Here is a 24,311-nt window from a genome sequence, read left to right on the forward strand (position 1 = left end):
ATTGCAAAACGCTTTAGCGTATTTCTTTATGTATCTGGGAGAATCAAAACTATGGCCATGAAGCAATAAGATAGAGATTTCAGTCTGAAATTGAAAGCAAATAACGCTTTCCTAAAAAGCCTAGAACAATCACTTAATGTTACGGACATCTTGTATAAAATACTTTTAGAAACCTGCTTATTAATTTAGAAATAATAACAACACTTTAGAAGTTTGTGCTCATACAATCTCTCTATGCCTTCGTAGTGGCTTTTCAATTTAATTAAACATCTATAGAGATACGCTTTAAAAGCTTACGTGGTGTTTACGAACTACGTTAACAAACTACAACATTATTAATAAGAGCAGGAGAACGGCGTGTTGTCGTGGTTACTACATCACTTATCCAGTCATTTAACACATCTTATTTAACATAATATACATTATGAGTAATTATGTATAGGTGAGATTAGGGCGCAGATGTCAGGCTTACTGCCTACCTTGTTGACTGTGAATGCTTACGGACTTTTTCGTCTATAGCGCTTTTAGTTGTGTCAGCACTGTGCGTGAACAAACTTGCGCGCAAGTTGACTGCAGCACTAACTTAATGATTGGTGAGCTTTTATATCGCTGCGATATTTCCAAAGCTTGTATTTAAGTGGAGTTTTCAAATGTCGCGCTACGTAAAATCTAACGTACTAGACCTCGCAAAATGATTCAGATTTTACGTAGCGCTCGAACTGCTAAATATAGAGAAATGGTGTTATCAAGATGCTCTTTGGCATTTGAGATTACTTTAAGGAGTTAAATTGAGTTCATGACTTAACTCAGAATTCTTATTACTGAAAATAATTGATTAATATCTCTATCAACTATAAGTATTTGTTAGTTGAAAACTTTTATTAAAGTTTTGTTTTTATATTTACTTTGATTGTTCGAAAACTAAATTAAGCCTTTCTTTATCTTTCTCGAAATTTAAGTTTTCAAAGCACCTATCAAATGTTTCTTTTTGAAACTTAACCGCGGCCCTGTAAAAATCTTTATCAACATGTTCAAAGCATTTAGATAGCGTTATTAAAGACTTTTGAATTCTTATTGCCACTTCAATATTGTTATTGCTGTCTCTTGAAATACTAGTAAATGCGTCATCAAAAATGTCATTAATTAATAATTCAGGTACAGACACACGATTATATTTTGGCTCGTGACTGTTTTTTAACATCTTTTTATTTTTAAAATAACTGGTATTGTTAAACTCATGGCTATTATTTTGGCTATCAGTTTTATTTACACGTTCTGTCGAATGCCAAAGTAACAATAGCCTGGTAATGCTTGTGATAATTTTAATGGCTGTGCCGTGGTCATTTACAGCGGGCGACAAAGCTCTAGACGCTATTTCTGCTAATACGATAAACCCATATCTTGGGTCTGCCTCGAACGAACGCATAGGATCAATGCTTATAGCGCACAATATTTCCTTATCAAAACCGGCTTCCGAAGCGAAGCCAACAGGCTTTTCTGGTGTTACAAACTCACCAGGTAGCATATTCAAGTTAATGAACAAGTCTTCTTTTTCACATAGGTGTTGAAGTCTAGCGATGTCGACAAGTTGTATGTACCCTACTTCGTCGGTATAAATGGCGTGACTGCCCTGCACTGCTGCATCGTGCTGTGGTATTGCGCCTAAGTATGGCGTATTTATGCGATGTTCAATTGCGCGTTTTGTCGCTTGTTCTACTTTCAGCACTGTTGACTCTACACGCCCTAAGCGCGCCACGCTGTCTACCCATCTGATAAACGTTAATATAACGACGACAAAAACCGTGCATGTAAGACAAAACAGAATAAAAACGCCCGCAGTATCAAAAAATGCGAGATGCATTGCTGTAATAGCAACCGCACTGTAGATGAATGCGCCAACAAATACTGATAGCGCATACTGAGACACGTCGTCTGAGATGATCAGACTCAAACTTCTTGGTGTAGTTGAATGGCCTGCAGAGCTATAGGCATTAACCATAGTGCCAGCTGAAAATGTTGCGATAACCATCATGGTTGACGCCATTATCGATAAAAGTGTTTCAACCGATTCAGCGTTAATATTGGGTATGTGTTTCGAATCTATAAAGCTATCAGCAGCCTTGGCTGCAAACACACAGGCAATAGACAGCACACAGAGCAAAAGTGGTTTAATCCATAGCTTTTCTTTAAGTCGATACAGTAAAAAACGAAATTTATCGACAGTAATTGGCGTTTCCATTCTATAACTCTTTCCATTTAAGGTAAGGTTACTACGGTCGATGCTCGTTTTTTGTTTATGTTGCTTTTGTTTATGTAGCCTGTAGCTCGTCTCTAATAATGCGTACACCCGCGGTTAAAGCAGCAAGTTTTTTACGCGCAACATCGGCTGCCATTGGTGCCATTCCGCAGTTAGTGCATGCAATGAGTTTGTCAGGTGGCACATACGCAAGTGCTTGTCTTAATGTTTCTGCTACCTCTTCTGGCGATTCAATACAGTCGTTCGCCACGTCTATTGCACCTACCATTATCTCTTTTCCTTCTAGTAGAGAAATAAGCGACAAGGGCACGTGAGAATTATGGCACTCTAGCGAAACCGCACTGATGTTAGAGGCTTTTATTTTCGGAAAGATTAATTCGTACTGTCTCCATTGAGAACCTAATGACTTTTTCCAATCATTATTTGCCTTAATACCGTAGCCGTAGCAAATATGAACTGCCGTTTTACAGGTTAATCCATCTATGGCGGTTTCCAGCGCGTCAACGCCCCATTCGTTTACCTCATCTGGAAAAACGTTAAATGCAGGCTCGTCAAACTGAATAACATCTACGCCAGCAGCTTCGAGTGCTCTGGCTTCTTTGTTTAATATTTTTGCGAATTCGTTTGCTAGCGTCTTTTTACAACCATAGTATTCGTCACACAGTGTATCGACCATAGTGAGTGGCCCTGGAAGCGCCCACTTTATGGGGGCATCTGTTTGACTACGTAAAAACAATGCATCTTTTTCAAAAACAGAATGTGGAAGGCTAATTGGGCCAACAATCACGGGCACTTGTGCATCATAGCGATTTCGAATTCTCATTGTTTTCTTGTTTTCACAATCAACACCGTTCAATTGTTCAATAAAGGTAGTTACAAAATGTTGCCTTGTTTGTTCACCGTCACAAATGATGTCTAAACCCGCATTTTTTTGATCGTGAAGCGCCAATTTCAAGGCATCTTGCTTGCCTTGTTCTAGGGCTTTGTTAGCTAACTTCCACGGCGACCATAAGGTTTCCGGTTCTGCCAGCCAAATAGGTTTAGGTAAGCTACCCGCTATACAAGTAGGAATCAGCGTATTCATTAAGGGGCCTTATATTTTTCTCGTTAGAAATTAGCGTTAGTAATTTTTTGATGGGTAAGTGTTTGTTCAAGCATTGCCTTATAGGGCTTAATAAACATGGTCTCAATATACTTGCCTTGCTCTACGGCCAATGAAGCGCGCTCTTCTCGGTCGTATTTAACATGTGTAATGGAGTAATCTTTATTAAAAAGGCTTGGTTTAAAGCACGTACCAGCGCTAGAGTTCGCGTTATAAATCTCTGGACGGTAGATTTTCTGGAAGGTCTCCATGGTGCTAATTGTGGCAATCAACTCTATGTTTGAGTAATCGTTTAACAAGTCACCATAAAAGTAGAATGCTAATGGTGCTGCACTATTGTTTGGCATAAAGTACCGAACACGTAACCCCATTTTTGCAAAGTATTGTTCCGTTAGTGAAGCACCACAGGGCGCATATTCAGCCCCTAATATTGGATGAGAATTATTTATTCGGGTGTACGTTTTATTATCTGAAACCGATAAACAAATTACCGGCGTCTTACAAAATTCAGCTTTATATGCCGATGATTCAACAAAGTGTTTAAACAGAGCGCCATGAAAGTCACCAAATTGCGGTGGAACTTGAAAGTTTTTTCTTCCTTCATTAAAGCGTTTTAGGACAACACTAAAATCGTAATCCCTGACGTATGACGAGAAATTATTCCCAACAATACCGTCTATAACATCACCCGTGTCTGCATCTACAATTTTAGTTTGTAGCATTTCAATGTTTGGCAGACCGTCATCGTTTTCGCCTAGGGAGTCAAGGCTGCAATCTAATCCGCTATTAATAAATACACTGACAATCTCTAACGTTACCGAGTAACGGTTTTTATTTGAATTATCCCAGTGCGCAAGTGAATTACAGCGGTTACTTATCATATCAAGGGTATTTCGAATGTTTTCTTCCTTGTATGGACCACGCGCTAAATTAGCAAAATTAGTAGTGATTCGTGTATTTGGAGCAACACAGTAGTGTTCGTTAAACGGAGTCCGTGTAATCTTAAACGAGATGTCTTGGTGCATAACAGTTACTCATTAGTGACAATGGCATCAGTTATACGCAACTTTGGTTATGAATATAAATGGTATAAATTCATCAAACTATGAGTGGGATTCATGGTTTTACTAAGTTCAACGCTAAGTGGCACAACAGGTGTCATGCCGCTGGTTAACACTAACGTAAGCTAGGTTTTATTTTTATTAGATGCACAACGTTTCGAGCAGTACTTAACGTTCTCCCAGTCACGCTCCCACTTTTTACGCCAGGTAAACGGGCGGTCGCAAACCGGACATACTTTTGTCGGCAAATTAGACTTCTTCATTTTTCGACAGCTTAGTTAAAAATGCGGCTGCATCCTGTTTCATCGCATCAATGTTTTCTTCTTTCATGCGGCCGTAGGTTTTGTAGATCATCGCCATACGGTGATTATTACTCAGTTTATCTCGCTGCTTATCAATGAAATGCCAATACAAGTAGTTAAATGGACACGCTTTAGGCCCTGTTTTTTTCGATACTTGATAGCCGCAGTTTTTGCAGTAATTACTCATCTTGTTGATGTAGCTACCGCTAGCAACATAGGGTTTACTGGCCAAGTTACCGCCGTCGCTATAAAGGATCATGCCAGCTACATTTGGTAACTCTACCCACTCATAAGCGTCGGCATACACAAGTAAATACCACGCCTGTACTTCTTCAGGGCTAAGTTCTGTTAACAAGCTAAAGTTACCAATTACCATTAAACGCTGTATGTGGTGTGCATAGGCATTTTGCTGAGTTTCTTTAATACACTGGCGCATACAGTTCATATTGGTTTGCGCATCCCAGAAGAACGAAGGAAGCGAGCGTGTATTATTGAAATAGTTGTCGGTTTTTAAGTTAGGCATAAAGTGCCAGTAAAAGCCTCTAACGTATTCACGCCAGCCCAATATTTGTCGAATAAAACCTTCTGCAGAATTAAGCGGTACTTGTCCGGCATGATACGCCTGCTCTGCTGCCTCTATAGCCTCTTTAGGCGTTAGTAACCCGCAGTTTAAGTAAAAGCCAATGTGCGAGTGATACATCCAAGGCTTCCCTTCAACCATAGCATCTTGATACTGACCAAAGTTTTCGAGTCGCTCATCGATAAAGGTATTAAGAACCTTAAGCGCATTTTCCCGAGTTACCGCAAAGTAGAAACCATCAAGTTCACCAAAGTGACCGCTGAAGTTTTCCTCAACAAGCGCTAACACTTCCTTCGTTATTTCATCGGTTTCAAAACTACTGTGTTTAGGCACTTGATGTGTGGCATCCATAGACTCACGGTTTTGAGCATCGTAATTCCATTTACCACCAATAGGTTTTTTCCCGTCCATCAGCACATTATGCTTGCGGCGCATTTCTCGGTAAAAGAATTCCATTCGAAGCTGTTTTTTACCATTAGCCCACTCGCAAAACTCGTCAGGAGTCGACAAAAAGCGATTGTCTTCTTTTATCGAAACAGGCGTATTCAACACACTTTGCCACTGCTGCATGCTTTTAAGGAGGCGGTGCTCACCTGGCATTGTGCATACAACCTCATCAAAGCGCCCTGTTTCAAGGGCACGTTTTACTTCATCCAATAGGCTACCGGCGTTATCTACATCGTCGTATTTTATATAGTCAACGCGGTAACCATCGTCGCGAAGTGATTTGGCAAAATGGCGCATGGCACTAAATAGAAACGCAATTTTCTTTTTATGGTGCTTTACATAAGTTGCTTCCTCACGCACTTCCGCCATTAATATCGTGTCTGTCGATTTATTAGCGTCAGAAATGGCTGGTAGCGTTGCGGTTAACTGATCGCCAAGAACTAAAATAAGTGCAGCCATACCCTACTCTTTTATCTCTTGAAACGCGTCTAACGCTCGTTGCCTTGATTTTTTAAGGTCGACAATTGGCTTGGGATAGGATTTACCAAGCTCCAATCCAGCATCTTTAGCTATAACACCTGGGGTTTCCCACGGCTTGTGGATGTACTTATCAGGAAGGTTTTTAAGCTCTGGACAATATTTACGTACATAGTTGCCTTTCTTATCGAATTTTTCGCCCTGTAGAATAGGATTGAAAATTCTAAAGTATGGCGCTGCATCTGCCCCCGAACCAGATACCCACTGCCAACTAGCACTATTACTGGCCAAATCTGCATCTAGCAGGGTGTCCCAAAACCAGCGTTCACCTTCATGCCAACTGAGCAACAAATTCTTCACTAAAAATGACCCCACAATCATTCGTACGCGATTGTGCATATATCCCGTTTGCCATAACTCGCGCATGCCTGCATCAACTATGGGAATACCCGTGTTGCCGCGTTGCCATGCTTTAAGTGCCTTCGCGTCGGTGCGCCATGGGAACTTATCAAACTTATCGTTAAAGTTTTTATTCGGTAGCGTTGGAAAATGGTACAGCAGGTAATAGCTGAATTCTCGCCAGCCAAGTTCACTTAAATAGGTATCAATGCTTTTATCTTCAGTATTACCAAACTTGTCTTTGATGGCATACCAAACCTGATTAGGCGACACTTCGCCAAAATGTAAATGTGGCGATAAACGCGATGTTCCCTTAACAGATGGAATATCTCTGTCTTCTTTATAATTCCGCGCAGCATTTTCTATAAAAGTGGCTAAGTTATCAGCGGCGCCCTCTTCTCCGGGGGTCCACATCTCTCTAATGGTGGTATCCCAAGAAATAGTGGGCAATAGTGCCAAGTCGTTAAGCTCAATAGAATCACATTGCGACATATCGTCAGCATAGGTAATGCGTGCTGGCGGCGCCTTAGGGTAACGAGGCTCGTCTACTTGTAAACAGCCTTTGCGGTAATACGGTGTGAATACGCGATACGGCGTTCCGTCTTTCTTTAATACCTTCATGGGTTCCCACAACAGGCTTCCATTGCAACTTGTTGCTTCAAAACCTTCCTCAACCAGTGTCTTTTTAATGTGCTTGTCGCGGTTAATTTGCCATGGCTCGTAGCAGCGATTCCAAAAAATAGACTTTGCACCGGTAGCTTCCATTAAAGCAGGAAGTATTTCTTTTGGATCACCTTTGAGTATTTGTAGATGGCCGTTCAATCGTTCATTCAACGATGCAAGTGAATGATGAAGCCACCACTTACTTGCTCCGCCTAATTTTCGACCGTCGGGTGCTTGATCATCATAAATATAGATTGGGATAATTTTGCCCATATCACACGCTGCATTAAGCGCAGGGTTATCTTTAACGCGCAGATCTTGTCTGAACCACATTATGCTTACGGGTACGGTCACTTTATTACCTTAAAATTGCACTAATTATTACTTCTTTACGTATCGGTGTAGTACGCATTAACGCGTGATCGGGATTACGAAATTATAATAAAAGTTATCTGGCAAACACTATGACAAAACAAACGGTTAAACAGGCAGACAAGATTAGCAATACCCGAGGTCTATTCTGGTTTAGACACGACCTTCGCCTCCATGATCAACGTGCAATAAACGCGCTTTGCGACAGCGTGGATGAAATGACGTTTGTCTTCGTACTTGATGATAAACATGATGTTTCAACGCCATTCGGTTTTAAGCAAACCGGTGAGCACCGTCATCGGTTTATTATCGAGTCTTTGCATGATTTAAAATTGCGCCTATCTAAATCAGGGCAAGACTTACTTGTGCTTAAAGGCAATACCGTTAAGTGTTTAACAACGCTACTGGAAAATAATGACTTTACCCACGTGGCAGTAAACAAGCACGCGGGCTATGACGAAACAGCCGAAGTGAATGCCGTTAGAAGCGCCCACCCTAATATTACATTTATTGAAGAAGATGCCCTTACGTTGTTTAACGAAGAAGACTTTCCATTTTCAATAAACGACATGCCAGATGTGTTCAGTCCGTTTAGGCGCAAAGTAGAAAAGTTTCTTGAACCGCAAAGCCCTGTCGCAACTTACACTGAGCTTAAGCCACACTTTGCTCCGATGATACCGGAAGAATTCATCTACGAATTAAAAAGTACACTGCCTACACCGAAAGAAGACGGTTTTGTGGGTGGTGAAACTGCTGCACTCACGCATCTTGATACGTATCTATTTTCTTGGCGCAGCGCAGCAACGTACAAGGAAACACGAAATGCGTTAGACACATGGCGTCACAGCACCAAGCTTTCTCCTTGGTTAGCACATGGAAATATTTCCCCTCGTGAAGTTATGCAGCAGGTGTATAAGTTTGAGGAAACCGTTGAAAAGAACGATTCCACCTATTGGATTTACTTTGAACTACTTTGGCGTGAGTTCTTTCATTGGCTTCAACGGAAATATGGAGCGAAGTGGTTTAATTTTGGTGGCATTCAACAGCGTTTACCAAACACACGTCACGACCAATCTACGTTTACAAAATGGTGTAATGGTGAAACAGGCTACCCTATTGTAGATGCATGTATGCGACAACTTCGCGAAACTGGCTATATGTCGAACCGCGGTCGTCAGTTGGTAGCAAGTTGTTTCGTACACGAGCTTAAGCAGGATTGGCGCTATGGCGCAGCATGGTTTGAGCACCAATTGATTGACTATGATGTAGGCAGCAATTGGGGAAATTGGTTGTATTTAGCCGGAGTAGGTAGCGATCCGCGAGGGCATCGTCAGTTTAATTTGCAAAAGCAGACTGATACCTACGACCCCAAAGGTAAATTTCGTAATAAATGGTTGTAGCGTCATACATCTATGCAAAAAGAAAGCATTACCGTTATTTGGTTAAAGCGAGACCTTCGGCTTCGTGACCACGAGCCACTTTATACCGCATATAACAACGATGAACGCATTGTATTACTCTTCTGCTGGGAACCTTCGTTAATTGAAGATCCTCACATGGACGAACGCCATTGGCGCTTCGTCGGTGAAAGCTTGAACGATATTAATAACCAACTACCAGATCATATAGAAGTACTGCAGCTTCACTGTGAAGTGCTTGATGCTTTTAACGCTATTGAGCAGCAGTATTCAATAAGCGCAGTGAGAAGTTATGAAGAAATAGGACTGCTAGTTACGTACAAGCGAGATATTACTGTTAAACAATATTTGGCAGACAAAGGTATAGTGTTTGAAGAAGCCCAACAAGGAGCTGTGCTTAGAGGGCTTCCGTCTCGTCGACATTGGCAGAATAATTGGGAAACACACTTTAATGCTCCTACTTTTGATATTCCTATTACTGATGCAAACTGGGTAAATTGGAAGAATACGCCATTAAACGAACACTCGTCTCCGTTTGAAGCTATCGCGGTTAAGTGCGGCTGGAACGCTCAAATTGCATATGGTGATGCAAGCAAGCACTCATCAGAAAAACAACCGATTAACAAACCTGCTATGCAAATTGGCGGTGAGCGCAGAGCTTGGCATACCCTGAAGCACTTTTTTGAAGAACGCGGCAAACATTACCATAAGCACATATCTAAACCACACGCAGCAAGGCAGGCCTGTACTAGAATCAGCCCCTATTTAGCATGGGGTAATATGTCGATAAAACAGGTTTATCATTTTATACAGAATCAGCGAGCGGTTATTAAGCGTGAAAACGGTAAGGATAAAACACAGTGGCTACGTGCTATATCGGCGCTCACGTCGCGTCTTCATTGGCACTGTCACTTCATTCAGAAATTTGAAAGCGAGCACAGTATTGAATGGCGAGCAATGAACGAAGCGTACTCACGGTTTCCTTTTATTGATGGACCTGAGGCTACCAGGCGTTTTTACCATTGGAAAAAAGGTAAAACTGGCTACCCGCTTGTTGATGCATGCATGCGAGCTTTGGCAGAAACGGGTTATATAAACTTCAGAATGCGCGCTATGGTTACCAGCTTTTTATGTCATCATTTAAATGTACACTGGCTTCACGCTGCACATTATTTGGCGTCTCAGTTTTTAGATTTTGAACCCGGCATTCATTATCCGCAAATTCAGATGCAGGCAAGCGTAACTGGCATCCATACGGTTAGGTTGTACAACCCGCAAACGCAGTCAATGAAGCTTGATCCTAATGGTACATTTATTAAGAAGTGGGTACCGGAGCTTGCGCACCTTCCAGACGATGCCGTTCACTCACCGCATACACTGCCGCCCCTTGAAGCCATGATGTTAGACTTTGATCTTGAGCGGGATTATATTGCGCCAATTGTAGATATTGCGGCAAACAGCAAATTAACTGCAAAGCGCTTGTGGGATTACCGAGACCGCGATGACGTGATTGCAGAAGCAAAGCGAATAATTAAGCGCCATACAATGCAAAGCAGCCCAAGTCGTGGGTGGCTTAAGAAAAAAACGGGCTAGTTACAGGCTGGACTATAATTCGTTTTTGTTTAACGTCGATGCCCTTACTACTTACCTAGCGATTGTTTTTTCTTAGCCACTCATTAAGCAGTTTTATCTGGCCGCACTTATATGCCGCATACATAAGACGCATTGCGTTTGACATGGCTTCACTGTCAGTCCATCCGGTTTTGTCTCTTATTTCGTCATAACAGGCTTTCGCCTCTGGCGATACGTAGCCGCGTACCAGCTTTTTACCGGCCTCTTTCTGTCGTTCTCTAAACCGCTTTTGCTTATCAGCATTGGCTTTCGCTTTGTCTGCAACGCTTTTGACTGCGCGCTTTTTTTCCATTTTTTCTGTCATCGTTTTCACACATTTTTGAATTACTTTAGTTTAACACGCGTTTTTCTTCAGAAAAATGACTGTTCAGAGTTGTTTAGCTTACAGTCGTTCGCTAAATTAACGTCGAGTTTTAACATACAACAACGAGTTGGGAATGTCAGAGAAGAAAAATAGTTTTAGTAGAGACGATTTACTTGCATGTAGCCGCGGCGAAATGTTTGGTCCTGGGAACAGTCAGTTACCTGCACCAAATATGTTAATGATGGATCGCATAGTTTCTATTACCGAAGACGGTGGTGAACATGGTAAGGGTGAAATTGTCGCAGAGTTAGATATAACCCCTGATTTGTGGTTTTTTGATTGCCACTTCCCCGGCGACCCAGTAATGCCAGGTTGCTTGGGTCTTGACGCAATGTGGCAGCTGGTAGGCTTCTTTTTGGGCTGGAGCGGAGGTCCGGGCAAAGGTAGGGCTTTGGGTGTAGGTGAAGTGAAATTCACTGGTCAGATTCTTCCAACTGCCAAAAAAGTTACCTACAAAATCACCATGAAGCGCGTAATCAAGCGAAAATTATTTATGGGCATGGCCGATGGCACCGTTGAAGTTGACGGTAGGGAAATATACGCGGCTAAAGATCTTAAAGTAGGCCTGTTCCAAGACACGTCAAACTTTTAATTGAAGACGTAAAGAGCAATGAAAAAAGCCCCTTTTCAGGGGCTTTTCCTTTTGCATAATCAGTTCTAAAAGAGAATGTATTACTTTACACTTAAACCTAAGTGTCTATCTTCTACTGCCTCACGCCACCCACCTAACCACTGTGAACGTGCATCGTTTTGCTGAAATGGACAATTTTCCTTAGCACGACCGCTGATACCAGCTTGATAGCCTTTAGCATGTGCGCGTGTCAGTTTATCTCTTTTTTGTCTTTTCATTGATTAGCCTCTTTCGTTTGTTGAATGTACAACAAATAATTTTCTCGAGCGCTCTACATCTTTTTTGCCGATAGTGCCGGAAAAGTTATTGCGTACCTTTCTTTGATAGTGCAATTACTGAATTGGTTCAAGAGAAATTTTGAATTAAAAAGCTTGACAATCTTTAAATAAATGAAGTTTCGATGAAATTAATGTTACATTTTTTATGCATAAATGTTTCAATTTTTACTAAGTTTAGGCATAAAAAAAGCTGCACGGGCATGCAGCTTTTTATTTGTTGGGTAGCGGGTTTCTACTTTTTAATGCGTCTTCTAAAGAGCATTGCACCAAACATGCCTAGTAGCGCATACCAACCTGTAGAGGCACCCTGTCGCTCGTAGGGCAATTCATCTTCAGGGACTTCACATTCTTCAACTTCACCGTTAGGAATTGGAGAAAGTTTCACAGCTACGATAGTGTTAACTTCTTCAGTTTCTCCCGCATCGTTGATGATGTCGTTACCTGTTACGTACTTACTGGTGGTTCTGATGCGCGCATTAGCGATTATTTCGTTGTTATCGTTAATATCGACAGCTTCTAGCAACTCGAACGTGTTGTCACATGATACAAGTGCATTTAAATCAAGGAACTCTTCAGTATCGATGTTATACATAAACGCTGCGGTTTCGCGCTGAGTATCACTTGTTGCATCAATATCAGCCAAACCAACAACAATATTGTTGTTGTTAATAGCGTTAGCAGTTACGCCTGCACTTCTAAAAAATCCGTCTGGATAGCGTTGCTCTTGCGTGTCTAAGTTGTAAGCAAACAAACGTGAACGTGCTACACCGCTAGTTTCACGTAGCACTGCACCTGTTACCCAGTTATTGTCGTTAATGCTAATAGCTTGGCTTAAGAGGTTCTCGTCACGAGGCAAAAGCTCTACGGTTTCACCGTCCCTAAATACTGTAGCAACACGTTCACTTTCTAAAAGAGCTTGCGCATTGGGTCGTGCAACTCTTACTGCATCGCCCGTAAGCCCTTCACCAACCGCAATGCCTTGGTTATTTATGTCATAGGCATAAGTATAGAAGTGACCAGTTTGTTCTTCTTCAGGCTCGAATAACAGTGGGAATGTTTCAGTACTGACAACATCACCGGTAGCATCTAGTTGCCAAATGGTTGCATTTATTTCTGATAAAAGTACATAGCCAGGAAGAAAAGTAGTACTTGTATTTGCAAACGCTCGCGATATGCGAGGAACTGCGAAGTCGCCATTATAAACGGTAAATAAACAGCGTCCGAATGGTACATCACCACGTTCTTCTTCAACACCACACGACTCTACGGCATTAGGTACGTCATCTCTAAACGACACCGTACTGAAACCAGCAACTTGTAAGTTTGTATTTATGGCACGAGCAGATGCAAATCCAGTTGCTGTGTCGTCCACAGGTGGCAAGATTTTGGTTTCTCCAGACACCTGAACAAACGCCTGCTGACCAGACTCTGGGTAGGTATAATTTACCGTATCGCCGTCTTCATTTTCGTAAGGGTCTAAAACAACAAAACCCGTTGAATCACCAACAACAAAGTTACCGTTTAAACTGTCGCGACCAATTGATTCTACTGAACGAGTGAATTCACCAAACTCTTCTGATACCTGGTCAAGGCCCGGGACTACAGAAGCGTCTTGTGTATCTGCTTTAAACGTGCGGAACTGTGCAATTTTTTGACCCGTAATACGGTTTGGAGAAGAAAGTAAGAAGTTTACAATCGCAGTGTAATCAACGTCACTAAATATACCGTTTCTTACATCATCTTCGTTCTCTAGATTTTCACCGATATCCGCAAAAAACGTTGTGTCGTTTTCAAGCTGCTCTACATTGATAGGCGGGTTGTATTCCAATTGAACAACCGAAAGCATTTGACCTGCATCATCAATTGAACGGCCAAAGTTATTTCTAGCGGTATCCTGTAACGGAAGAGGTGTTACTGAATAGGTTGCGGCAAACGCCGAAACACTACCTGTTGCCAACAGAACGGCGGCGGCAAGCTGAGTTCGTTTCATTAAAAATCCTATTTACTGCTGATTATCTTCCAGCATACTTTCTAGTTCATCCCAGCGCGCATATTTCTGGGAAAGTAATTCTTCTTTGTCGGCCAAGTCACTTAATGCTTTGGCCGTAGTTTCGCTGTCTTGTTTGAAGAAGTCAGGATCATTCACCTGCTCTTGCATGGCCTCTAATTCAGCTTCAAGGCGCTCTAGCTCTTGTGGCAGCAATTCTAGTTCACGTTGATCTTTGTATGATAGCTTTTTCGTCTTACGAGAAGAAGACTTAGCACTAGGACTGTTCGAAGCTAAATTAGTTTCATTCTTTACCTTGGCTTTTTCTTCTTTTTCAATTTGTAGACGCTTTTCAGCTTGCTCTTTATACCAGTTTTCTACGTCTGTGAAACCCCCAATGAACTCTCGCAGTATGCCATTACCTTCGAACACAACAGAACTATTGGCAACGTTATCAACAAATTCCCTATCGTGGCTAACCAATAATACGGTACCTGTGTACTCATTTAGCAGCGTTTCCAACATTTCAAGCGTTTCTACATCAAGGTCGTTTGTTGGTTCATCGAGCACAAGTACGTTACTAGGCTTCAGCATAAGCTTGGCCAGCATTAAACGGTTTTTCTCACCGCCAGATAACGATTTTACAGGCGCGTTTACCCGCTCAGGCGTGAAAAGGTAGTCTTGTAAGTAGCTGATTACGTGTCTGGGATGACCGTTAACCATTAGGTCACGCTTGCCATCACCCACTGCATCAATAACGGTTTTTTCTAGGTCTAAACCGTGACGATGCTGATCAAAATATGCAACTTCAAGATTAGTACCCTGCTTACAGTTACCGCTGTCAGGCGTCAATTCACCCAAAAGAAGTTTAATTAGTGTACTTTTCCCACTACCGTTAGGGCCAATTAATGCCAGTTTATCTCCACGCAGAACGTTTAAATTTAGGCCTTTAACTATAGGTTTCCCTTCAATGCTGTAGCTTAAATCTTTAACTTCGAACACCATTTTGCCAGAGCGTGCAGCTTGATGCTGATTTACTACAGCACTTCCTTGCACGGCACGCCTTGCTTTGCGCTCTTCACGAAGTTTCTTAAGTGCTCGCACGCGCCCTTCATTACGCGTTCGACGTGCCTTTATGCCTTGACGTATCCATACTTCTTCCTGCGCCAGCTTTTTATCAAACTCTGCATTTTGATTTGCTTCTACTTCTAGGTCGTGTTGCTTTTTCTCTAGATAGGTTTCGTAGTTTCCAGGATAGCTAGTAACTGTGCCTCTATCTAGGTCAACAATACGCGTGGCCATCGCACGAATAAATGCACGGTCGTGGCTTACAAACACAATGGCGCCTTTGTAATTACTTAGACTAGATTCAAGCCAACGAATCATTTCAATATCAAGGTGGTTTGTTGGTTCGTCCAATAATAACAAGTCAGGAGATCGCACCAGTGCTCGTGCTAAAGCAGCTTTTCGACGCCAACCACCCGACAACGTAGATAACGAAATATCTGGGTCGAGTTTTAGCATGTTGAGCGTTTGCTCAATTTGCTGTTCAAACTGCCACGCATCACGTGCTTCAAGTGTTTCTTGTAAACGCTGTAGTTTGTTTAAATTCGCCTCGCTTGGGTCTTCACCAACAAGACGGGTTTGGTGAAAGTAAGCCTTCAGCGTTTCACCAACGTCTGACAAGCCTTCCGCTACGTAATCGAATAACGTTACGTCGGTGGTTTGGGGCGGGTCTTGTTCTAAGCGCGCAACAACAGTGTTACTTTCAATAATTCTTTGGCCATCGTCAGCAATAATGTCGCCAGCAATGACTTTCATCAACGTACTTTTACCACTGCCATTGCGCCCTACTAAGCAAACTCGCTCTTTCGGCTGAACAACTAACTCAACGCCGTCTAAAAGCGGCGGATTTCCATAAATTACAGTGATGTTTTTTAACTGCAAAATACTCACTGAAGAAACTCCTCAAGATCGGCAGATGAAAATGGCCAACCTATCTCTTTATTATTATCTTCGCGCTTCAGCACAGGTATGCGAGCACCATATAGATGATAAAGGTCGGTGCTATTCCTAACATTTACTTTCTCTATCTGAAGCGTTGCATAGTGTGTCGTGGCCTTAAGTTCTTCATCGGCTAAGTCACATAAACTGCACTGCGGCCCGGTATAAAAAAATAGCTTCATGCGCGCAATATCCAACATTGATGAATTTTGCCTTTGCGTGCGAAATCTTCTGGAATGGTCTCATTTGTCACATTCTCTGCAGACAGACCTAGTGCAGACACATTGTCTTCATCCAATTTAAAGCCGCGTTTATTATTAGAGAAAATGATAACCCCTCCGTCTTTAAGACAGCGTTTTGCGTCTGTCAGCATTTTTACGTGGTCTCGTTGAACGTCCCACGTATTTTGCATACGCTTTGAATTAGAGAACGATGGTGGGTCTATAAAAATAAGGTCGTACATGCCTTTGTGGGTGTTCATCCACGTAGTACAGTCGGCTTGTATAAAAGCATGTGGACCGCTAAGGTTGTTCAGTGCAACGTTCTTTTTCGCCCATTCTAGATAGGTATTTGACATATCGACCGTTGTCACTGATTTAGCGCCACCTTTAGCGGCGAATACAGATACACTGCCGGTGTACGAAAACAAGTTAAGAACGTCTTTACCTGCCGACATTTCCATAACTTTTTGTCGCGTATTACGGTGGTCTAAAAATAGGCCGGTATCGAGGTAGTCAGTAAGATTAACAAGAAAGCGAACCCCGTTTTCATGCACTTCCATCATTTCGCCAGACTGGTTGATTTTCTCGTACTGCTTAGTGCCCTTTTGTTGGCTGCGTATCTTAAGTGCAATGTGTTTTGGAGACACGCCAGTTACGGCAGGAAGATGCAAAAGCACTTCTTGAAGACGTTTGCGCGCCTTGTCTTCTGATACCGTTTTAGGTGGCGCATATTCTTGTACTACTAGCCAATCACCGTAGCGGTCTACAGCAACATTGTAGTCTGGCAGGTCGGCATCATAAATACGGTAGCAGTTTGTATTGGCTTTCTTGATCCAGCCTTTCATTCGTTTGAGGTTTTTCTTCAAACGATTGGCAAACTCATGATTACCAGCATCTTCGCTAAACTGAATCGTATTTTGTTCGTCTAGCACATAGTTTGCTAAACGACATTCCAGCTTACCGTTATTCATCGCGTAGTCTTTTGTCGCGCGAAGTTTTAATACGCGCAGTAGATCACGGTTACTGCTTAATAACGATACATGCCACCCTTTCCAGGCTTCTTTGAAGCGTTTACCCCAGTCGCTAAATAGTGGGATTAGCGCAGTAAGCTCACCTAGACGTTCACCATAAGGCGGGTTTGATACCACATAACCAGGGGTAGATACTGGCGGTGAAGACTTGATAGCGTCTTGTTGACTAAATGCAATGTCGTTAAACACGCCCGCAAAATCGGCGTTAGCTTTCGCTATTGCCACCATTTTTCTACTAAAGTCGCCAGCATAAATGCCGCCACATTCTGGCTTTTGCACAGAAATAGCGTGTTCAATTAAGTTATCCCAAATACAGCTTTCATGGCCTAGCCATTTGGTAAAGCCCCAATAGCTTCGCTTAATACCGGGTGCTATGTTTCGCGCAATATAGGCCGCTTCAATAGCGATGGTACCCGAGCCACACATAAGGTCGACTAATGGCGCGCTTGTATTTTCCGCCCAACCGCTTCGCATAAGCATGGCACTGGCAATATGTTCTTTTAAAGGCGCATCACCGGTTTGTTGACGATAGGCACGCTGGTGCAAACTTGCGCCAGCCAAATCGATACCTATGATGACGTTATCTCTGTGCAGTCTTGCATAAACAGAAATATCAGGCGCCTTGCGTTCAACCGATGGTCTGGCTAAGCCCTGCTCTACAAATGAATCAACAATGGCGTCTTTTACGCGAACCGCGCCAAATTGCGTGTTTTTAATGGCAAAGTTGGTGCCGATAAACTGCACTGACAACGTGTGTCTTGAATCCATCTGCATTTGCCAGTCTACGCTCATTGCTGTGTTATACAGTGCTTGTGCGTCACCCGCTTTGCCTGTAGCTAACACCCATATGACGCGGTTTGCCAGTCTTGACCAAAGGCAAATTTTATAAGCATCTTCTTTTGTGCCCTCAAATTGAAGTGTTCCCGGACCTTGTTTAATGTCGGCATGGGGGCATAGCGAAAGTACTTCACTTTTAAGCAGTTCATCAAGACCGCGACTGGTAGTTACCAGAATTGTATTCATTTAGTTACCTGTTTGACTTGAGTGCACAGTATTCAATTGCATAAAAACTATGCGGTTAAACCGTGCACTCAACAATGTGCTTCGTTTGTATTATAACGCGTTTACAATGCGTTTAACGAGAGATGGGCCTTGATAGATAAACGCTGAATAAACCTGCACTAATGATGCGCCTGCGTCTAGGCGTGCTTGCGCTGCCTCTGGCGAATCAATGCCGCCTACGCCAATAATCGGCATAGCTCTATCTAGTGCATTTGCCAACTTACGTGTTACATCTAGGCTCATTTGAGTCATAACTGAACCACTTAAGCCGCCCATCTCTTCAGCATGCTGAAGGCCTTGTACCGCGTCTCTCGACAAGGTCGTATTGGTTGCAATAACACCGTCCATTTCAGACTTAATCAAAGATTGAGCAATGCTTTCAATTTCAACATCACTTAGGTCTGGAGCGATTTTTATAAACAACGGCACATATTTACTGTGCGTTTGTGTAAGTGTCTCTTGTGCAGCTTTAAGGCCAGCGAGCAGCTTATCTAATGCTTCACCATATTGAAGATTGCGAAGCCCCGGTGTGTTAGGAGAAGAAATGTTTATTGTAATATAGCTTGCGTACGGATATACCTTGTTTAAACAAATAAGGTAATCTTCCAGCGCCTTACTTTCTTCGGTATCTTTATTTTTGCCAATATTGATACCGATAGGACCTCTAAATTGCGCGCGCTTCACTTGCTCAACAAGGTGGTCTACCCCTTTGTTGTTAAAGCCCATACGATTAATGATAGCTTGCTTTTCTGGAAGTCTGAACAACCTTGGCTTTGGGTTTCCTGCCTGTGGTCTAGGTGTAACAGTACCAATTTCTACGAAGCCAAAGCCCATGCTTGCAAATGCATCTATACAATCACCGTTTTTGTCTAAACCTGCCGCTAGACCTACTGGATTATCAAATGTCATTCCAGCTACGGTTACCGGTTTTTTCAACGTTGGTGTGCTGTACATCCATTTCAGCGGGGTATGTTGGGTCTTATTTAACCAATTAATGGTGAAATCGTGACTTTTTTCGGGCTCACACTGAAGTAAGAGTTTTTGCACTAGTGATTGCATGGCTTTGAATTACGCTCGCTAATATAAAAAAGCCCTGATGAACAGGGCTTAAATCATTAAGGTGCGTGTATTCTAATGGTTAGACTTCACGCTTAAAAGCATCAATTCACGTAAAGCGACAGAAAATTTCGCAAATTCGTGTGTTGTGCTGGTTTTAAACTCTGACATCATATGATACCAGCGCTTAAGTAGTACCTGATTACTCTCTATCCACTCGTCTAAAATCTGATTAGGATCGTTAATATCGCTTCGCGATTGCAGTAAATTAGCGGTAATTGAACGCTGTTGCCAATCTAGTTCTTCACGATATGACGCACGTGCAAGTGCTTGCCAATGGTTGCTTACTGCTTGGTTATTAATTTGATCCAAGAACCAGTGTAACTCAAGCTTAGAGCCTAATTGATAGTAAAGCTTCGCGACTACGTCAGTATCATGCTTGTCGGTTTCAACAATCTGCGCTAGGTCGAAACTAGAGAACATGTTCGAGAAGCTTGCCACTTGATAAGCGATATCCTGCGGTACGCCTTCGTTAATGTATTTTTGCGTAGCAGCTTCAAGCTGCGAATATTCGCTCTCTACTAAATAGTGCTGCAAGTTTTTAGACAGCGTATCAAAGGTACCACGATAGCTCACAATGGCTTCTTCAATAGACTGCGCCTTGTTGCCGTGGCGAATGTACCAACGAGCTGCTCTTCGCATAATTCGGCGAGCCTCGTCTAGCATGCGAAGCTGAAGTTTAGCCGGAATTACGTTATCTAGCTCTTCAATGCGCTCCCACAGTGTTTTCATATTGAAGATGCCGTGAACAATGGCATAAGCATCGGCAATTTCACTCACACTTGCGCCGGTTTCTTCCTGCATTCTGAACACGAAATTAAGGCCCATGTCATTAACCATATTGTTGGTTAACTTTGTGGCAATAATTTCACTGCGCAGAGGATGCTGCTGCATGTGATCTTTGAACTTAGTACGAAGCACTTCAGGGAATGCTTCTACAAGTAGCTTACCGTGGTAAGGGTTATCTGTTATTTCAGGGATATTGAGCGCGTCTTTTAGCACCATTTTACCATAGGCAATAAGTACGCTTAATTCTGGACGGGTTAAGCCCTGATCGCTGGCAACGCGGTCTGAAATTTCATCGTCACTTGGGATGAACTCTAATTCCCTATTTAACTGGCCTTCACGCTCTAAGCCGTGAATAAAACGCAGTTGCTCTTTAAGTTGTTTAACACCAGCAAGCTCAGTAATTGAAATAGACTGCGTTTGGCGATAGCAATCTTTCAATACGATACGTGATACATCGTCAGTCATATCGTATAAAAGCTTATTGCGCTGTTTAAGTGTGAGTTCGCCGTCATTAACAAGACTATTAAGTAGAATCTTGATATTTACTTCATTATCTGAACAATCAACGCCGCCAACGTTATCAATGAAATCTGTGTTGACGCGACCGCCGTTAGAAGCGTACTCAATACGACCTAATTGAGTAAGGCCTAAGTTACCGCCCTCACCCACAATTTTAGCCTGAACATCGCGGCCATTTACGCGTAAGTCGTCGTTGGCACGATCGCCAACTTCAGAGTGAGACTCTTTCTTACTCTTAATGTAGGTTCCAATACCGCCGTTCCACAATAGGTCTACAGGCATCTTAAGAATGTTGTGAATTAGCTCATTTGGCGTCATTGTTAACTGGCGTGTGCCCAACCATTTTTTCATTTCAGGCGTAAGCTTAATTGACTTAGCCGAGCGACTGAAAATACCACCGCCCTTAGAAATTAACTTTGCGTCGTAGTCTTCCCAGCTAAGGCTTGGGTTTTCAAACAAACGCTTACGCTCTTTGTAACTGGCCGCAGCATCTGGGCTAGGGTCGAAGAATATGTGTAAATGGTTGAACGCAGAAATCAATCGCGTGTGCTCAGAAAGCAACATGCCGTTACCGAACACATCACCCGCCATATCGCCCACACCTACAGCGGTAAAGTCTGTAGTTTGACAATTAATACCAATTTCACGGAAATGTCGTTTAACCGATTCCCAGCCACCGCGTGCTGTAATTCCCATTTTCTTATGGTCATAACCAATACTGCCGCCAGACGCAAATGCGTCGCCAAGCCAGAAACCGAATTCTTCTGCAATGCCATTAGCGATATCTGAGAACGTAGCCGTTCCTTTATCTGCTGCTACAACCAAGTAAGGGTCATCATCATCAAGACGAACAACATCTTTTGGCGGTACTATTTCGCCGTTAACGATATTATCGGTGATGTCTAACAAACTGGTAATGAAGGTACGGTAACACGCTTGACCTTCTGCTTGAATTGCCTCGCGCCCTTGGCCTACAGGCAAGTTTTTACAAACAAAACCACCTTTGGCACCAACAGGTACAATAACGGTATTTTTAACTTGCTGTGCTTTTACCAAGCCTAAAACTTCAGTACGGAAATCTTCTTGGCGATCAGACCAACGTAAGCCACCTCGCGCTACTTTACCACCTCGAAGGTGAACACCTTCCACACGCGGGCTGTATACGAAAATTTCAAATTTCGGCAGCGGCAACGGCATCTCTGGAATAAGTTCAGGCATCATTTTAAACGATACATAAGACTTCTCATTACCGACGTCGTCTGGTTGATAGAAGTTAGTGCGCAGCGTAGCCGACATCATGTCTAAGTAACGACGAATAATACGGTCATCATCCAAGTTGCTTACGTTATCAAGCTGCGCTTTGATAGTGTCTAAAATCGTTTCTTCTTTTTTCTCGTTTCGTTTCTTTTTAGGATTGAAACGCTGGTCGAAAAACTCAACCAATAAACGCGCGATATCTGGGTAGTTAGAAAGCGTGTTAGCGATGTAGTCACGGCTAAAAGAGCTACCTGTTTGACGCATATATTTTGCATAAGCACGAAGTACAGTAACTTTACGCCCTGTCATATTAGCGCCAAGAATAAGGCGGTTAAATGCGTCGTCCTCTAACGTTTTGTACCACACTTTAGCAAACGCGTCTTGGAACAGTATTTGGGCATTTTCCATGTCAAAATGCTGGCCACTTTTATGCAGCATAGTGAAATCCATCACCCAGTTACGCTCGCCCTCTGAACACGTTATTTTATAAGGGCTCTCGTCGATTACGCGTAACCCAAAGTTCTCAAGCATTGGCAGCACATCAGACAAGTGAATTGGCTCTGCTCTATGGAAAAGCTTCAGCTTCACTATTTGGCTGTCAGCATCTTCTTCTTGCGGACGATAAAACAGCATATCAAGCGTATGGTTATCGTCTAGCATTTCTAATTTGTCGATATCCACCAATGCCGCTGACGGAAGGTTGTGCTCCATATAACTGCGTGAAAATGCATTGTTGTATTTGCGTTCTAACGCCTTTCCTGATGCTTCACCGTGAGCAGCTGAGATTGACGCAGCTAGTCTGTCATTCCATGTTTTGGTAAGCTCGATAATATTTTGTTCTATTTCCTTCACATCGAATTCCGCGTTGTTATCGTTAACTCGAGCTATGTAGTGCGTGCGTGCATACACAGATTCTGAGAAGAAGGTAGTAAACTCTACTTCTTCTGTTGCGCCTAGTGAGGCTTTCAAAAGTGCTTGGGTTTCTTTACGAAGCTGTGTGTTATAGCGCTCTCTCGGCACAAATACCATACAAGAGAAGAAGCGACCAAACGTATCTTTACGAATGAACAAGCGTGAAATACCACGCTCCTGCATTTGAAAAATACCCATAACAATTTGCGCTAACTCTTCGGCAGGCGTTTGCAGCAGCTCGTCGCGCGGATAGGTTTCAATGATATTAGCGAATGCTTTATGCGCATGTGTGCCCTTCTCAAAGCCTGAAAGCTCACAAATGCGATTTATTTTTTCACGCAAAATAGGAAGCTGAGTCACGCTGTTGTTATAGAACGAGGCAGAGTACAAACCTAAGAAGCGGTGCTCGCCAACTACCTGGCCTTCTTTGTTAAACACTTTAACGCCAACATAGTCCATGTACGCGGGACGGTGCACGCGAGCACGTGTGTTGGTTTTAGTTAGAATAAGTGGGTTTTTGCTTAACGCTTCTGCTCTTGCCGATGCAGGTAGCTTCGACAACAGGCGTTCGCGGTCATTAACTGAGTTTTTCAGCAAACCTAAACTGGTTTCATTTTTCGGGATCCATCTGTGATCACCTTCAACGGCTTTCACTTCATAGTAGCGATACCCCATCATGGTAAAGTTATGATCGCTTAACCACTCTAAGTATGCTTTAGTCTGCTTTTTCATGTCTGCAGATGCAGGCCAATTATACTTACCGCTACTTTTTATGACATCCTGCAGTGTTGTGGTCATGCCCTGCCAGTCTTGAACCGCAAGTGATACTTCATCCACCACAGAGAATAATTCTTTTGTTAAACCGTCTATGTCTTTTTTAGAAGTTTGTCGGTCTACTTCAATAAAGATAACCGTTTCTTTCTTGGCGCCATTAACTGCTTTTCCTTGCTCAGCAAATGCTTGCACTTTATTAGCATCGTCACGCTTAATACCAATGGGGCTGTGAAGGAAAAGATGCGCAGTAATATTTAAACGGTTTAAAAGCATGCGTACTGAATCAACCAAAAACGGCATATCAGTCACAATGATTTCTACAATTGTGTGGCTAGAATGCCAGCCATGCTTTGCGATTTCAGGGTTAAAAACGCGAATGTAAGGTGATGCATTATCGAATTTCGCTAAGCCATTCCAAAGACTTAGTGTTGCACCATAGAGGTCGCTGTCGTTTCGATTTTCTAAATCGTCGCTTGAAATGTTTTTATACAACAGACGTCCGAATTGCTGCACAAGAGACTTCTGCTTGGTATCTACTTTTTTGTCGATAAGTGCAAATACGTTATCTAGCAGTACTGAGTGTCGCTGTGAGGTGACTGTCATTTGTTAACCTTTTATTAAATGTCGTAAGTGCCGAGTACTACATTATTTTCCCT

General features: G+C 42.6%; 17 protein-coding genes. 3 read left to right on the forward strand and 14 right to left on the reverse strand.

All coding sequences use genetic code 11. The features are described from left to right. Positions 1-901 precede the first annotated feature (901 nt). The 6 genes from V7R35_RS07750 to V7R35_RS07775 form a co-directional block, all read right to left on the reverse strand. Positions 902-2,239, reverse strand: a complete 1,338-nt coding sequence (locus V7R35_RS07750) for a DUF2254 domain-containing protein (protein WP_334014169.1) — start codon at positions 2,237-2,239, stop codon at positions 902-904. Between the two features lie 70 nt (positions 2,240-2,309). Then, positions 2,310-3,341 (reverse strand): methionine synthase, encoded by a 1,032-nt coding sequence (locus V7R35_RS07755; protein ID WP_334014170.1) that lies wholly within the window; start codon positions 3,339-3,341, stop codon positions 2,310-2,312. 23 nt (positions 3,342-3,364) lie between these two features. Continuing rightward, positions 3,365-4,384, reverse strand: a complete 1,020-nt coding sequence (locus tag V7R35_RS07760; RefSeq protein WP_334014171.1) for a putative oxygenase MesX — start codon at positions 4,382-4,384, stop codon at positions 3,365-3,367. A 161-nt stretch (positions 4,385-4,545) separates the two neighbouring features. Continuing rightward, entirely contained in the window at positions 4,546-4,683 is a 138-nt protein-coding gene (locus V7R35_RS07765; protein WP_334014172.1) for a DUF2256 domain-containing protein, read from the reverse strand. Then, the gene (locus tag V7R35_RS07770; RefSeq protein WP_334014173.1) at positions 4,670-6,208 is read right to left on the reverse strand and encodes a cryptochrome/photolyase family protein; all 1,539 of its coding nucleotides are present in this window, start codon (positions 6,206-6,208) and stop codon (positions 4,670-4,672) included. Before V7R35_RS07770 ends, V7R35_RS07765 begins: the two co-directional genes overlap by 14 nt. A gap of 3 nt (positions 6,209-6,211) precedes the next feature. Further along, positions 6,212-7,642 (reverse strand): cryptochrome/photolyase family protein, encoded by a 1,431-nt coding sequence (locus V7R35_RS07775; protein WP_334014174.1) that lies wholly within the window; start codon positions 7,640-7,642, stop codon positions 6,212-6,214. 110 nt (positions 7,643-7,752) lie between these two features. On the opposite strand from V7R35_RS07775, the gene V7R35_RS07780 reads away from it, so the two are divergent. Continuing rightward, entirely contained in the window at positions 7,753-9,060 is a 1,308-nt protein-coding gene (locus V7R35_RS07780) for a DASH family cryptochrome (RefSeq protein ID WP_334014176.1), read from the forward strand. Positions 9,061-9,072: 12 nt separating this feature from the next. Further along, positions 9,073-10,671: a cryptochrome/deoxyribodipyrimidine photo-lyase family protein gene (locus V7R35_RS07785; RefSeq protein WP_334014177.1), complete on the forward strand. Its 1,599-nt coding sequence runs from the start codon at positions 9,073-9,075 to the stop codon at positions 10,669-10,671. A 55-nt stretch (positions 10,672-10,726) separates the two neighbouring features. On the opposite strand, the gene V7R35_RS07790 is transcribed toward V7R35_RS07785, so the two are convergent. Beyond that, positions 10,727-11,014: a hypothetical protein gene (locus V7R35_RS07790; protein ID WP_334014178.1), complete on the reverse strand. Its 288-nt coding sequence runs from the start codon at positions 11,012-11,014 to the stop codon at positions 10,727-10,729. Positions 11,015-11,147: 133 nt separating this feature from the next. Between V7R35_RS07790 and fabA the strand changes: the two genes are divergently transcribed. Next, positions 11,148-11,666, forward strand: a complete 519-nt coding sequence (gene fabA / locus V7R35_RS07795; RefSeq protein WP_334014179.1) for a 3-hydroxyacyl-[acyl-carrier-protein] dehydratase FabA — start codon at positions 11,148-11,150, stop codon at positions 11,664-11,666. Between the two features lie 80 nt (positions 11,667-11,746). On the opposite strand, the gene rmf is transcribed toward fabA, so the two are convergent. From rmf to V7R35_RS07830, 7 genes are all read right to left on the reverse strand, one after another. Next, on the reverse strand, positions 11,747-11,923 hold the full coding sequence (rmf, locus tag V7R35_RS07800; protein ID WP_015067275.1) for a ribosome modulation factor: 177 nt from the start codon (positions 11,921-11,923) through the stop codon (positions 11,747-11,749). Between the two features lie 292 nt (positions 11,924-12,215). After that, entirely contained in the window at positions 12,216-13,973 is a 1,758-nt protein-coding gene (locus V7R35_RS07805) for a DUF3466 family protein (protein WP_334014180.1), read from the reverse strand. A 12-nt stretch (positions 13,974-13,985) separates the two neighbouring features. Beyond that, positions 13,986-15,926, reverse strand: coding sequence for an ATP-binding cassette ATPase Uup (gene uup, locus V7R35_RS07810; RefSeq protein ID WP_334014181.1), 1,941 nt, complete (start codon positions 15,924-15,926; stop codon positions 13,986-13,988). Beyond that, positions 15,923-16,156, reverse strand: a complete 234-nt coding sequence (locus V7R35_RS07815; protein ID WP_334014182.1) for a glutaredoxin family protein — start codon at positions 16,154-16,156, stop codon at positions 15,923-15,925. Before V7R35_RS07815 ends, uup begins: the two co-directional genes overlap by 4 nt. Beyond that, on the reverse strand, positions 16,153-18,249 hold the full coding sequence (rlmKL, locus tag V7R35_RS07820) for a bifunctional 23S rRNA (guanine(2069)-N(7))-methyltransferase RlmK/23S rRNA (guanine(2445)-N(2))-methyltransferase RlmL (RefSeq protein WP_334014183.1): 2,097 nt from the start codon (positions 18,247-18,249) through the stop codon (positions 16,153-16,155). Before rlmKL ends, V7R35_RS07815 begins: the two co-directional genes overlap by 4 nt. Positions 18,250-18,339: 90 nt before the next feature. Next, positions 18,340-19,347, reverse strand: coding sequence for a quinone-dependent dihydroorotate dehydrogenase (gene pyrD / locus V7R35_RS07825; protein WP_334014184.1), 1,008 nt, complete (start codon positions 19,345-19,347; stop codon positions 18,340-18,342). 72 nt (positions 19,348-19,419) lie between these two features. Next, positions 19,420-24,258, reverse strand: a complete 4,839-nt coding sequence (locus V7R35_RS07830; RefSeq protein WP_334014185.1) for an NAD-glutamate dehydrogenase — start codon at positions 24,256-24,258, stop codon at positions 19,420-19,422. Positions 24,259-24,311 lie beyond the last annotated feature (53 nt).

It is taken from the genome of Alteromonas sp. S167 (assembly GCF_036864375.1).
Lineage (GTDB): Bacteria > Pseudomonadota > Gammaproteobacteria > Enterobacterales > Alteromonadaceae > Alteromonas.